This window comes from Streptomyces sp. NPDC101166, from assembly GCF_044768125.1.
Taxonomy (GTDB): Bacteria; Actinomycetota; Actinomycetes; order Streptomycetales; family Streptomycetaceae; genus Streptomyces.
In genome coordinates, this window is sequence record NZ_JBIWPF010000009.1 from 239,385 (window position 1) to 252,673 (window position 13,289).

The 13,289-nt window shown below is 70.5% G+C and carries 11 protein-coding genes; 3 read left to right on the top strand and 8 right to left on the bottom strand.

All coding sequences use genetic code 11. The features are described from left to right. Positions 1 to 316 precede the first annotated feature (316 nt). A complete protein-coding gene (locus tag ACIRS4_RS18425; RefSeq protein ID WP_404196643.1) occupies positions 317 to 856 on the bottom strand; it encodes a YbjN domain-containing protein in 540 nt (179 codons plus the stop codon). Positions 857 to 971: 115 nt separating this feature from the next. Further along, complete coding sequence (gene clpB, locus ACIRS4_RS18430; protein ID WP_404196646.1) at positions 972 to 3,593, bottom strand: ATP-dependent chaperone ClpB; 2,622 nt, start codon at positions 3,591 to 3,593, stop codon at positions 972 to 974. A 117-nt stretch (positions 3,594 to 3,710) separates the two neighbouring features. On the opposite strand from clpB, the gene ACIRS4_RS18435 reads away from it, so the two are divergent. Then, complete coding sequence (locus tag ACIRS4_RS18435) at positions 3,711 to 4,124, top strand: pyridoxamine 5'-phosphate oxidase family protein (protein WP_404196649.1); 414 nt, start codon at positions 3,711 to 3,713, stop codon at positions 4,122 to 4,124. A gap of 222 nt (positions 4,125 to 4,346) precedes the next feature. Here the strand turns inward: ACIRS4_RS18435 and ACIRS4_RS18440 are convergent, their stop codons facing one another. Both ACIRS4_RS18440 and ACIRS4_RS18445 read right to left on the bottom strand, forming a co-directional pair. Continuing rightward, a complete protein-coding gene (locus tag ACIRS4_RS18440; RefSeq protein WP_404196652.1) occupies positions 4,347 to 4,685 on the bottom strand; it encodes a hypothetical protein in 339 nt (112 codons plus the stop codon). Between the two features lies 1 nt (position 4,686). Further along, a complete protein-coding gene (locus ACIRS4_RS18445) occupies positions 4,687 to 4,905 on the bottom strand; it encodes a hypothetical protein (RefSeq protein ID WP_404196655.1) in 219 nt (72 codons plus the stop codon). Positions 4,906 to 5,021: 116 nt separating this feature from the next. Here ACIRS4_RS18445 and ACIRS4_RS18450 point away from each other — a divergent pair, with 116 nt between their 5' ends. Next, positions 5,022 to 6,035 (top strand): helix-turn-helix transcriptional regulator, encoded by a 1,014-nt coding sequence (locus tag ACIRS4_RS18450; protein WP_404196658.1) that lies wholly within the window; start codon positions 5,022 to 5,024, stop codon positions 6,033 to 6,035. Here the strand turns inward: ACIRS4_RS18450 and ACIRS4_RS18455 are convergent. Further along, positions 5,998 to 7,044 (bottom strand): LuxR C-terminal-related transcriptional regulator, encoded by a 1,047-nt coding sequence (locus ACIRS4_RS18455; protein WP_404196660.1) that lies wholly within the window; start codon positions 7,042 to 7,044, stop codon positions 5,998 to 6,000. The two genes, ACIRS4_RS18450 and ACIRS4_RS18455, sit on opposite strands and share 38 nt — an antisense overlap. Before the next feature lie 180 nt (positions 7,045 to 7,224). Next, complete coding sequence (locus ACIRS4_RS18460) at positions 7,225 to 8,349, bottom strand: sugar ABC transporter substrate-binding protein (protein ID WP_404196663.1); 1,125 nt, start codon at positions 8,347 to 8,349, stop codon at positions 7,225 to 7,227. Positions 8,350 to 8,642: 293 nt separating this feature from the next. Between ACIRS4_RS18460 and ACIRS4_RS18465 the strand changes: the two genes are divergently transcribed. Beyond that, positions 8,643 to 11,588, top strand: a complete 2,946-nt coding sequence (locus ACIRS4_RS18465) for a hypothetical protein (RefSeq protein ID WP_404196666.1) — start codon at positions 8,643 to 8,645, stop codon at positions 11,586 to 11,588. Positions 11,589 to 11,643: 55 nt separating this feature from the next. On the opposite strand, the gene ACIRS4_RS18470 is transcribed toward ACIRS4_RS18465, so the two are convergent. Together ACIRS4_RS18470 and dnaJ are read right to left on the bottom strand one after the other, a co-directional pair. Continuing rightward, entirely contained in the window at positions 11,644 to 12,096 is a 453-nt protein-coding gene (locus ACIRS4_RS18470) for a heat shock protein transcriptional repressor HspR (RefSeq protein ID WP_130438710.1), read from the bottom strand. 5 nt (positions 12,097 to 12,101) lie between these two features. Further along, a complete protein-coding gene (gene dnaJ / locus ACIRS4_RS18475; protein ID WP_404196669.1) occupies positions 12,102 to 13,280 on the bottom strand; it encodes a molecular chaperone DnaJ in 1,179 nt (392 codons plus the stop codon). Between the last annotated feature and the right edge of the window lie 9 nt (positions 13,281 to 13,289).

The following is a 13,289-nucleotide window of genomic DNA, read 5'->3' on the forward strand; positions in this document are numbered from 1 at the left end:
GGCCGGGGAGGGTGGGTGGGTGGGAGTTCTTTCCCCCGGTTCTTTCAGGAGGTCAGTGGCCTGCCGGGCCCTCGCGGACAAGGCTTCGGTGAGTCCGGGAGGTGGACGGCGGCCGCGGCCCGGTCGCCTCAGGGGCGGCGGCCCCGGGCGGGAGACTGCGTACTCGCCGGAGCACAAGAACCGTGCTCGCGAGAACCGGGGCGTGGACGGCGAGAGCCCGGCCGTGCCGCGTGACCGTGGGGTCGCGGGGTGGGCCGGGCTCTCGTGGGGTGTGACTCGTGCGGCGCGGGGGTCAAGTGGGGCGCGCGGGACGGAGTTACTCCTCGCCCTCCTCGGGCTTCTCGGACTGCTCCACACCGTCGACTTCCTGCTCCAGGCCCAGCTGCTCCACGAGCCACTTGTCGAACTCGATGGCCGCCCGCACCCAGCTCACCGTCGAGGAGACGAACAGCTCGATGTTCACACCGGCGCCGATCAGCAGCTGCGCCTCGCCGATGAGGCGGACGGTGCCGTCGTCGTGGGTGTGGGTGTAGACCTTCGGCCACAGGGTGCGACGGTTCCAGTCGTCGATCGCCTCCAGCAGCTGCGGCTTGACGTCGATCTTGTGCGGCCGGTCGAAGAACGTCCGCACCGAGTAGACCGCCTGCTCCCCCTCACCGCGGAACATGAAGTAGGTGCGGAACTCCTCCCACGGCGCCGCGAGGTCGCCCTCGTCGTCGACGACGTACTTGAGCTCCATCTGGTCGAGGAGCTGCTTCACCAGGTCCTGATCCGGAACGACGGGGCCCGCCGGTCCCTGGGGCTGCGGCTCGGGCTGGCCCCCGAAGTTCGGAATCGAGGACGGGTCGATGGACATATGTGAACACTCCTGCGGTCGTCTGATCCGTCCGGCCATCACTGAGACCAGACGTACAACCCACCCTCTCTCTCTTGCCCCGTGACCGGCAACCTGCCCGGCCGGTGTGCCCCAACTACACCGTCTTTCCCGTCGCAGGGCCCGTCGCAGAGCCTGTCGCAGGGCCCACGATCAGGCCCTCCCCGAAGGCGTCCACGCGGACCGTGTCGCCGTCCTTGACCTCGCCGGACAGGATCTCCTTGGCGAGGCGGTCGCCGATGGCGGTCTGGACCAGGCGGCGCAGCGGGCGGGCGCCGTAGGCCGGGTCGTTGCCCTCGTCGGCGAGCCAGTCCAGGGCCGTGTCGGTGATCTCCAGGGTGAGCCGGCGCTCGGCCAGCCGCTTGGCCAGCCGGTCGATCTGGAGCCTGGCGATCCGGCTCAGCTCGTCCTTGGACAGAGCCGAGAAGACGACCAGGTCGTCGAGCCGGTTGAGGAACTCCGGCTTGAAGGAGGTGCGGACCACCTCCAGGACCTGTTCCTTCTTCTCCGCCTCGCTGGTGAGCGGGTCGACCAGGAACTGGCTGCCCAGGTTGGAGGTCAGCACCAGGATGACGTTGCGGAAGTCGACCGTGCGGCCCTGCCCGTCGGTCAGCCGGCCGTCGTCGAGCACCTGGAGCAGGATGTCGAAGACCTCCGGGTGCGCCTTCTCCACCTCGTCGAGCAGGACGACGCTGTACGGCCTGCGGCGCACCGCCTCCGTCAGCTGACCACCCTCCTCGTAGCCGACGTAACCGGGCGGGGCGCCGACCAGGCGGGCGACGCTGTGCTTCTCGCCGTACTCCGACATGTCGATGCGGACCATGGCCCGCTCGTCGTCGAAGAGGAAGTCGGCGAGCGCCTTGGCCAGTTCGGTCTTGCCGACGCCGGTCGGGCCGAGGAAGAGGAAGGAGCCGGTGGGCCGGTCGGGGTCGGCGATCCCGGCACGCGAGCGGCGCACGGCGTCGCTCACCGCGCGCACCGCCTCGGTCTGGCCGATGAGACGCTTGCCGAGCTCGTCCTCCATGCGCAGCAGCTTCTGCGTCTCGCCCTCCAGCAGCCGGCCGGCCGGGATGCCGGTCCAGGAGGCGACCACGTCGGCGATGTCGTCGCTGCCGACCTCCTCCTTGACCATGGTGTCCTTGGAGGCCTCCTCCTCGGCCTCGGAGGCGGCCTCCAAGTCGCGCTCCAGGGACGGGATCTCGCCGTAGAGCAGCTTGCTGGCGGTGTCGAAGTCGCCGTCGCGCTGGGCCCGTTCGGCCTGTCCGCGCAGTTCGTCGAGCTTCTCCTTCAGCTCGCCGACCCGGTTGAGGGACTGCTTCTCCTTCTCCCAGCGGGCGTTGAGGCCGCGCAACTCCTCTTCCTTGTCGGCGAGATCACGGCGCAGCTTCTCCAGGCGCTCCCGGGAGGCCGGGTCGGTCTCCTTGTCGAGGGCCAGCTCCTCCATCTTCAACCGGTCGACGGCGCGCTGGAGTTCGTCGATCTCGACGGGGGACGAGTCGATCTCCATACGCAGCCGGGAGGCGGCCTCGTCGACGAGGTCGATGGCCTTGTCGGGCAGGAAGCGGGAGGTGATGTACCGGTCGGAGAGGGTGGCGGCGGCGACCAGCGCGCTGTCGGCGATCTGCACCTTGTGGTGCGCCTCGTAGCGGCCCTTGAGACCGCGCAGGATGGCGATGGTGTCCTCGACGGTCGGCTCCGCCACCAGCACCTGCTGGAAGCGGCGCTCCAGCGCCGGGTCCTTCTCGATGCGCTCGCGGTACTCGTCGAGGGTGGTCGCGCCGACCATGCGCAGCTCACCGCGGGCCAGCATGGGCTTGAGCATGTTGCCCGCGTCCATGGCGGAGTCGCCGCCCGCGCCGGCGCCCACGACGGTGTGCAGCTCGTCGATGAAGGTGATGATCTGCCCGTCCGAGTCCTTGATCTCGGCCAGGACGGTCTTCAGCCGCTCCTCGAACTCACCGCGGTACTTGGCGCCGGCCACCATCGCGCCCAGGTCCAGCGCGACGAGCCGCTTGTTCTTCAGCGACTCGGGCACGTCGCCCTTGACGATCCGCTGGGCGAGGCCCTCCACGACGGCGGTCTTGCCGACGCCCGGTTCGCCGATCAGGACGGGATTGTTCTTGGTGCGGCGGGAGAGCACCTGCACCACGCGCCGGATCTCGGTGTCCCGCCCGATGACGGGGTCGAGCTTGCCCTCGCGCGCGGCGGCGGTGAAGTCGGTCCCGAACTTCTCCAGCGCCTTGTACTGCCCCTCGGGGTCGGCGGTGGTCACCCGGCGTCCGCCGCGGGCCTTCTGGAAGGCGTCCACCAGCTTCTTCGGGGTGGCTCCCTGCCGGGAGAGCACGTCGGCGGCCTGACCGCCCTTGGCGGCGATGCCCATGAGCAGGTGCTCGGTCGACAGGTACTCGTCCCCGAGGTCCCTGGCGCGCGTCTGCGCGTCGGCGATCACGGCGAGCAGCTCGCGGTTGGGCTGCGGGGGCGCGACGGTGGAGCCGGCCACGCTGGGCAGCGAGCCGAGCACCTTCTCCGCGCCGGCCCGCACGGCGGCCTGGTCGGCGTCCACGGCGGCGAGCAGATCGACGATGTTCTCGTTGTCCTGGCCCTCCAGGAGAGCCAGGAGCAGATGGGCGGGGGTCAGATCGGGGTGGCCCCCGGACAGGGCCCGGTTGCCGGCCGCCTGGATCGCGTCCCGGCTCCGGTTGGTCAGCTCGGCGTCCACGTTCGCTGTCTCCTCCTTGCGTCAGCCGTCATCACCTGACTCACACAACGTACACAAACTTGAGTCTATTCCACTCAAGGTGCGAGTGGGCGCCGCACGGCCGCTAAGTTCCCCACCATGGCCGCATACCCCCAGGACCCGGGCTCTCCCGACGCGCCGTACCTCGCCTTCTGGCGGGAACGGCACGTGTGCACGCTGACCACACCCCGCCCTGACGGCTCACCGCACGTGGTGCCGGTCGGAGTGACATACGACCCCGAGGCGCGAACGGCTCGAGTGATCGCCGACCGGGCGAGCAGAAAGGTGCGGAACGTGCTGGCGGCGGGCGCCGAGGGCGCGCGCGTCGCCGTCTGCCAGGTCGACGGCCGCCGCTGGGCCACCCTGGAGGGCCTCGCCTTCGTCCACACCGACCCTGAGCGCGTCAAGGACGCGGAGAAGCGGTACGAGGAGCGTTACGGCCACCCGCCGCGCCCCAACCCCACCCGCGCGGTGATCGAGATCCGGCTGACCCGGGCCCTGGGGCGGGGCTGAGAAGCCGACGGACCGGCCGGGGACCGCGGGCCGCGGCTCCCCGCCGGGCAGCCGGATGACCGGAATCGCGGGGGCGGGTTCCGGCCACCGCCGCATCGCCGCCACACCGGCACAGGTCCGGAAATGTCGCTGGAAACTGCAGCGGCGTCACCGTGTTCAGGTCACGGTGACGCCGCTGCGGGGGGAAGCACCTGAGCGATCTGTTACGACGGGGGAATCGCGTCAGGCACTGCGGGGGGTGGCTGAAATGCTCCTGGAGGCGGCCGGCTCGGCCGGTTCGGCCAGCTGGTGGTCGCGCTGATCCAGGTTCACGAAGATCATTCCGTACCGGATGGCACATCTCACGGGCTGCGGCGCCCCCCGAGGCCGCCGCAGGCACTTGTACGCCCGCACGTCGCCCTCCTCGTCCCGCGTCACCACGACCGGCTCTCCGAACACGGCCACCATCAGCGAGTCGCCGCTGTGCGGGATCGCGGTGACGAGGTCGATGAAGTGCCAGCCGGAGCGGTAGGCCGTGGCCATCTCGCGGCGGAAGGAGCGGTCGTCGGGTGGAGTGGTCACATCAGGCTCCGGATCCGTCCGCCGCACCGGACGTCGGGTCCTCGGGGGTCGGCCCCGCGACGGGGACCATCGGCCAGTGGCTGTCCGCCAGCGTGACGGTCGCGACGGACGACGGCCAGTGGCTGTCCGCCGTCACCTCGTCCTTCACGTCGGAACGGGCGCCCAGCACCCCGAAGGCCACCACGGCGGAGAGGGCGGCAACAAGTACCGAGCGAAGCATTTTGTGGCACATGGTCGGCCTCGTCCTCACTTGAAAGTCTCCTCTTCCCCCGTCGGTAAAGACGATGGCTCATTCGGGCACGTCATGACCACAGGATCGATGCATCATGTTCCTGCATGTTCAGGACCCTGGGGGGTGGAGATCTCGTGGCAAACCGGACCAAAGCAACGCATCCCCATGCGGTGACCCAACTGTGCGAGGAAGGTGGCCGACTTTACGCCAACGCCCTGCGCACGGGGAGGGCCGCCCGCGTGGATGCGGAGTCCGCGCCCTGCCTGGTGGAGCTCGCCCTGCTCGTCCCCGACCCCGACGACGCCGACTGGCTGCGTCCGGTTCCGCCCAGCGTCGCACTCGCCCAGCGGCTGCACCCCATCGAGCAGGAGATCAACGAACGCCGTCGGCTCTCCGTCGAACTCGCGGACGTCTTCGAGCCGTTCCTCGCCCTGAGCGCCCAGTCCGCCACCACCGACCACTCCATCACGGTGCTGGAAGGCGCCGCCCGCATCAACGAGGCCCTCAACCTCGCCACCGGGCAGTGCCGTTCGGAGATGCTCACCATCCAGCCCAGCGACGACCGCTTCTCCGAGCGCAGCCTCGCCCTGGGCCTCGAACGCGACCGCCCCATGATCGAGCGCGGCGTGCGCATCCGCACCCTCTACCAGCACACCGCCCGCCACAGCCCGGAGAAACTGGGGTACGTGGCCCAACTGGCCAACGGCAAGGTCGAGTACCGCACGATCGCCGAGGTGGTGGAGCGCCTCATCGTCTGCGACGAGACCGTCGCCTTCATCCCCGCCCGCGACGACCAGCAGGTCGCCCTGGAGCTGCGCCACCCGGGCCTCGTCCGCTACCTGGTGAAGGTCTTCGAGTTCATGTGGGCCCGCGCGGTCCCGCTGAGCGCCGGCGCCCCCTACGAGACGGACCCCGGCGGCATCACCGACATCCAGCACTCCATCGCCAAGCTCCTCGTCGAGGGGCACGTCGACGAGGCCATCGCCCGCCGCCTCGGCATGAACGTACGGACCTGCCGCGCCCACATCGCCAAGCTCGCGGCGATCCTCGGCAGCGGCAGCCGCGCCCAACTCGGCTTCCTCATCGCCCAGTCGGGGATCCTGGAGCGCGAGGACTGATCTCCGCCGGGGGTGGCGCCGCCCCGCCGAGCGGCTTGTCCAGGCCGACCTGTGCGATGCGCACGCCCAGTTGGGTACGGCTCGCCGCGCCCAGGGTCTCCGAGAGACGGGCGATGTGCGCCCGGCAGGTGCGGACGCTGATGCCGAGACGCTCCGCGATCACCGCGTCCTGGTGCCCCTCCGCGAGGAGGGCTGCGATGGAATGCTCCCGGTGCGAGACGCCCTCGATACGGGTGTCGGGCAGCGGCGCCGTCAGCGGGATCGCCAGCCGCCACAGCCGTTCGAAGACGGTGACCAGGTAGGCGATCAGCGCCGGGTGGCGCAGCTCCAGTGCCATGGTGCGGTCGGCGTTGGCGGGGACGAAGGCGACCGTGCGGTCGAAGAGGATCAGCCGGTCGATGACCTCGTCGAGCGTGCGGGCCTCCACCGCCGGGCCCATCAACTCCAGGTAGTTCAACAGCCCTTGGCCGTGCCGGGCCACATGCGTGTACAGGTCGCGCATACGCACGCCACGGCCGCGCAGCGCGAGCGCCCGGTGCAGCCCCTCGGACAGTTCGTGCTCGCGCCTGATGCCGCCCGGCTGGACGGTCAGCACCTCCGTGGTGCACGCCCCGGTCGCCTGGTCCAGGGCCGCCTGGATGCGGGCGTCGCCGTCCAGGACACGGATCGCCGCGCCCTCCGTGACGGCGGCGGACGGCGCCGGCCCGCCGAGGCCCGCGTACCACTCGAACGCGGCGACCGCCGAGCCCATCCGCCGCCGGCTCGCGCTCACCTCGTCGTAGAGGCCGTGCAGCAGCCGGGTCATGACCTCCTGCGGGGAGGTCGGCACCAGCCAGTCCATGTCGTCGGGGTCCGGGTGGAGCAGGGCCAGCTCCAGCAGACAGGGCACCGGCTCGGCGTCACGGCGGGGCACCCGGCCCCGGCGGACGGCCCGGGAGTACACGCGGTCCCCGGCCTCGCACAGCCGGTCGGCGCCGTGCGGATGGTCCTGCGCCCCGTGCCCGGCCATCGCCCGTCCCACCCCCGCTGCCCGCGGCCGTCGGCGCCGTAGATGTCGGTGCCGGTGCCGCCCGCGCCTGTGCGCCTGTTTTCCGCAGCGCAACTATGCGCGGCCCGGACCGGCTCCGCAACAACGGCAGGGGGCACGCGGTGTGCGTGCCCCCTGCCGTTGTCGCGGCGCCCCGGTGGGTTACTTCAGGCCGATGGAGCTGCAGGCGGACTTGTACTGCGCGGTGCAGATGTCGGACACCTTGTAGATGCCGTCCTCGATGACGGTGCTCTTGATGTTGCTCTTCGTCAGCGCGACCACCGAGACCAGGTTGGCCCGGATGCCCTTGTCGGTGGGGCTGTCGACCTTGTCGCGGGTCAGGGACTCGAACTGGATGTCACGGCCGCGGGCCTTGGCGACGGCCATCGCCGCGGCGGCGGCCGCCATCTGCGGGTAGGGCTTGTAGACGCTCATGTACTGCTCGCCGCTGACGATCCGCTGCACGGCCGGAAGCTCCGCGTCCTGGCCGGTGACCGGGGGCATGTCGTCGTCGCTGACGCCCGCCGCCTTCAGCGCCTTGATGACGGCGCCGGCCATGGCGTCGTTGGCGGAGTACACGGCGGAGACCTTGTCGGCGCCGCCCATCTTGGCGATCGCCTTGGTCATGTTGGCCTTGGCCTCCGCCGGGTCCCAGTCCTTGGTGTCGAAGTCCGCGGAGATCGTCACGCGGCCGTTCAGCTCCGACATCGCGCCCTCCTTGAACTGGGCGGAGTTCGGGTCGGTGGGCGAGCCGTTCATCATGACGATCTTGTCGCTGAGGTCGGCCGACCCCAGGGCCTCCACCAGGGTGCGGCCCTGGACCTCGCCGACGAGCTCGTTGTCGAAGGAGACGTACGCGTCGATCGGGCCCTGGGCCAGGCGGTCGTAGGCGATGACCGGGATGCCCGCGTCCTTGGCCTTCTTCACCGTGTCCGCGATCGCCTTGGCGTCGACGGCGTCCAGCAGGATGATGTCGACCTTGTCGTCGATCATCCGCTCCATCTGGGTGACCTGGGTGGAGTTCTTGGCGTTCGCGTTGGCGTACTGGACGCTGCCCTTGTTGTTGGTGAGCTCGGCGACCTTGGCCTTGATGATGGGGTAGTCGAACTGCTCGTAGCGGGTGTTGGTCTCCTCCGGCATGAGCAGGCCCACGGTGAGGTCGTCACCCTTGGTGGGTGTCGCCTCGCCCGCTTCCTCCGTCGCGCCCAGCATGCCGCAGCCGGCGAGTGAGAGGGACAGCGTGGAGGCAGCCACGGCTATGGCGATACGACGCATTCGGGGGCTCACTTCAGGTGCGTTCCGGACATCGGGTGCGACATGCTGACCCAGGTGTCAGAAAAGCCAACGCGGCGGCGACCATCGGCGTCAAGCCAAACTACTTAACGAAGTAACAACATCACCCTCCGCTCAGCATGTGAAGACGCATGGAGACGACACGAAGAGTGCGTCATGAACCGACGGAGAACCGCGCGCTTCGCACGGGCATTTCGTCAACGCGCCCCGTGTCGGCGCTTCTTCAGCGGAACGCCGAGCTTCTCCGTGTCGGTCGCCGGCGCGGGGGCTGTGATCAACTCTGGGATGTGAGTGAATCTCAGGTCGTCGACTTCGATCCCACCTTCGTAGCCCTGTTCCGGCACGCGACACCGGATGCCGTGCCGAGAGTGGCGGAGAGGATCGGGGCTCAAGCCCGCTTGTCCGTTCTCGGCCAGAACCGGTACGCGCCTCCCGCGTGCCTGGGCGACTGGGTTGCCGCGCAGGGCACTGCCGAAGAAGTACAGGCGCTGTACACGACATGGGGTCTGAGCGCGCGGCAATCGCGACTCCTGGTGGAGCGCGACGACCTCCTGGACGACCTCGACGCCGGCCTCGTCGGCATGCTGGCCGCCGCCGGTCCGCAGGCGCTGCCCTCCGCCGCCGTGGAGCGGCAGTGGCGGGCGACCCCGGCCGGACGGTTCCGGAACCCCGGCGTCTTCGGATCCGACGCACCGCTTCCCGAGGTGGAGGAGAGGGTGCGCGCCCGCCTCGGCTCCGACGAGCGAGCCTGGGAGACCGCGTTCGACTTGCTGGCCGGCGGCTTCCCGGAGGATCTGCCCACGCTGCTGGAAGCCGCCCTGCGGTACGACTCCACCGTCCCCGAGCCCTGTCGGCACGTCGACCCCGGGGCCCATGTGAGCTGGCTGGCCCGCATCGCGCCCGGTGATCTGCCCCAGCGGCTGCTCGGCCGCCTCGACTCGTGGTCCTTGCGGCGAGCCGTCTCGGGGAACCAGCGCGTACCGCTCGCCCCTCTGATCGCCGCCATGGACAGCCCGGGGCTGTGGCAATCGATGCTGGGGCGTCTCCCCGATGCCTCGGGCTTCGGAGCATCCGCCGACGCGCAGGTGATGACCGCCTTCCTCCAGCGCGACGACCCCAGGCTCAACGCCTGGCTGCTCATCGACGCCACCCACCCGGAACTGCGACTCGCTCCCGCGACCCGGCTGGCCCTGCTGGAGGGACGTCCTTTCGGTACGAAGGCCCAGTACCCGTTGCCCCGCACCGACGCGGTACGCGCGCGCGTCGCGTTCGAGCCCCCCACCGCCTGGGACGACGACCTGCTGCGCCTGTGCTACGACTCACGCGAGCCCGGTCTCGCGGCTCAGGCGCTGCGCGCCGCATGGCAGGACGACGGGGAGGTGCTGACCCCGTACCAACAGCTGGTGGCCGGTATTCGTCTCTGGGCTGCCGGCCGGAGCGACGTCCTGACGTCGCTGATGTCCCACAGCGCGGCGGGGGTGCGCGCCAAGGACGTGGAGGACGCGTTCACCGAGGCACTGCGTCAGCACTCCGTGAACCCCCTGTACGCCGCCGCACGGCACCGCGGGCAACGAGGCGACGAGCATCTGGACGAGGCACTGCGGATCTGGCGACAGCGCGTCCCCACCTCACTGCGAGCGTCCGACCTGTACCGGCTCCCGCAGAACGAACTCGCCGCGGTGAGCCGCGCCATCACCGGCGACCGCTGGTACGACGTCGACTGGGACCTGGTACGCCGTCGGCTCGACGCGCCCCGGGCGAAAGCTCATCGCCGACGCATCCGCGAACGGTACGGCGTCCTGCTCGCCCGGGGCGACTGTCCGGCCGACGTCGTGCGCATCCTGGCCGGCACGGACCTCACTCCGCTCGAACTGCTGCGGATCTTCAGCGACCGGGACGCCGCGATCAGCGCACTGTCCACCCGCTGCCTCGCCACCTGGACGCCCGAATTCGGCACCGGTCTGCCCCGGGTGGTGGTGCAGGCCGCTGTCCCGCAGCCGGACTGGCATCCTGCGGTCACCGTCGAGGACGTGATCCGGCACGCCCGCCCGGCCGAGGGCGTCATCCAGCACGCCGGCTCCGACGCGGTCGGCCGTGTCGTCGCCGAGACTCTCGAGGAGATACGTTCCTCTCGGGAGAGCCTGGACGAGACAGAACTGTGGGTTCAGCTCCTCCGCGTCGTCCGGCACTGCACGGCCCCGGCGCCCGGTCTTCTGCGGCTGGCCGCGGAGCTGACGGCGGGCGGGAAGACGGTCGACGTGCTGCCGGCGGCCGAGTTCCTGGTGAGACCCGAAAGCGCCGACCTGGCCGACGAGGTCCGGCAACGGCTCGACGTGCTGCCGGAGCGCTGGACACGGGCACTACGGCTGCTGACCGCGGGTTTCGAGGGGCCACTGCCCGCGCTCCTCGATGCCGCACGACGTCACGAAGAGGAACTGCCGATTCCTCCGGGCCGCTCCCCCGCCGACCACTGCGCCCCCGCTCTGCTCCTCGAGCTCGCGCCCGCCGCCGTCATCGAGACGGTCGTGGCTCGGCTCGATCCGCCCCTGTGCGTCCTGCTCGCCCGAAGCTCCTCCAGCGCTGACGTCGTGTGCGCGCTGGTCCGTCGAGGCGACAGACAGGTGTGGGACACACTCCTCAGCGGGACGAGGGTGCCCAGCCCGCTGCACAGGGCAGGGGAGACGTCGCGCTTCGACTGGGCGCGGACGCGCGACGAGACTCTGATCCCCGCGCTTCTCGCGCAGAACGATCCCGAGCTCAATGCCCGCCTTGTCCGCGAGCACTTCGGATGGAGCCACTACGCCGAGCGCATCCGGGCGATCCTCTCCGGCACCTCGTTCGGCCCCAGCCCTGACCCCGTGCCCGTCGCGCCCGATCTGATCGCCGACTTCGCCGACTGGACTCCCGTGTCGGGCCGGAAGCTGCCGCCATGGACCGTCAACGAAGGCTTCTGGGACTTCCCCGAGCCGGTGCTCGCCTTCCAGGCACTGATGGCCGTACGCCAGACCAACTACCAGGATCCGCCCTCGACGACGCTCGCCCTGCGCCAGAGCCTGACCGCGGCGACGACGATCGCCGCGGCAGGCCGCTTCGACCTGCTGCGACACGCCGTCGACCACTGGCACATCCGCTATCCCTGGGGCGACCACCTCGACGAACGAGCGCTGTTCGAGGAAGCGGTGAACCTCCGCTCACCCGCGCCGCTCGAGGCCAGGCTGGAGGAACTGGGGTGAGCCGAAGGGCCGGGAGGCTTGCTGCCTCCCGGCCCTTTCAGTCGGTTCAGTCGGTTCAGTCGGTCTGTTGCTGGCGCTTGGGGCGCCATACGACCAGTGCGCTGGTCTGCTGTACCTCCTGGTACGGCACCAGGTCGCGGCGGTACGAGGCGTGCACCGCGGCCTCTCGCTGCTGCATGGCCGCCGCCGCGCCGTCCAGGGCCGACTGGAGTTCGGCGACCCGGGACTGCAGTGCGGCCACCTGGTTCTCCAGTTCGATGATCCGCTTGATGCCGGCCAGGTTGATGCCCTCGTCCTGCGACAACTGCTGGACGGTGCGCAGCAGTTCGATGTCGCGGGCCGAGTAGCGGCGGCCCCGGCCGGCGGTGCGGTCCGGGGAGACCAGGCCCAGGCGGTCGTACTGGCGCAGGGTCTGCGGGTGCAGGCCGGAGAGCTGGGCCGCCACCGAGATGACGTAGACCGGGGTCTCCTCGGTCAGTTCATACGGGTTGCGCCGACGGCCGTCCATGCCTCTCATGCTCCCTTCGCCGCCTCGAACAGCTCTGCCCGCGGATCCTCCTCCGCGGTCGCCTCGCGATACGCCTCCAGTGCGTCACGAGCCTTCCCCGACAGGTCCTTGGGAACACTCACCTCCACGGTGACCAGGAGGTCGCCGCGGGTGCCGTCCTTACGGACCGCGCCCTTGCCCCGCGCGCGCATGGTGCGCCCGTTGGGCGTGCCGGGCGGCAGCTTCAGCGTCAGCGAAGGACCGCCCAGGGTGGGCACCTTGATGTCGCCGCCGAGCGCCGCCTCGGTGAACGTCACCGGCACGGTCACCGTCAGGTTGTCGTCCTTGCGGCCGAAGACCGGATGGGCGCCGACGTGCACGGCGACGTACAGGTCGCCCGCCGGGCCGCCGCGCTCGCCGGGGGCGCCCTTGCCGCGCAGCCGGATGCGCTGCCCGTCGGTGACGCCCGCGGGGATACGGACCTGCATCGTGCGGGAGGACTTGGCGCGGCCGCTGCCCGAGCACTCCGTGCAGGGGTGTTCGGCGATCAGACCGCGGCCCTTGCAGTCGGGGCAGGGGTCGGTGAGGGAGAAGCCGCCGCCCGAGCCGCGCGCCACCTGCCCGGTGCCCACGCAGGTCGGGCACACGCGCGGTGTGCCGTTCTTGTCGCCGGTGCCGGAGCAGGCCTTGCACGGGGACTGGGAGGTCATGCGCAACGGGACCGTCGCGCCCTCGATCGCCTCGGTGAAGCTGAGGGTGACCTCGGTGTCGATGTCCTGTCCGCGCCGGGGCTGGGTGCGCGTCCCCGCGGCGCCGCCGCGGTTGAACAGTCCCCCGAAGACGTCACCGAGCCCGCCGCCGAAGCCGCCGGCGCCTCCCGCTCCGCCCTGGGCGCCCCCGAAGAGGTCGCCCAGGTCGAAGTTGAAGCTGCCGCCGGCGGCGCCGGGTCCCGGACGGAAGCCGCCGTTGCCGAAGAGGGCGCGCGCCTCGTCGTACTCCTTGCGCTTCTTGGGGTCGCCGAGGATGTCGTTCGCCTCGGAGATCTCCTTGAAGCGCTCCTCAGCCTTGACGTTGCCCTTGTTGGCGTCCGGGTGGAACTCGCGGGCGAGCTTCCGGTACGCCTTCTTGATCTCGGCCTCGGTGGCGTCCTTGGGGACGCCGAGGACCTTGTAGTAGTCCTTCTCGATGAAGTCCTTGGTGCTCATCCTCGACGC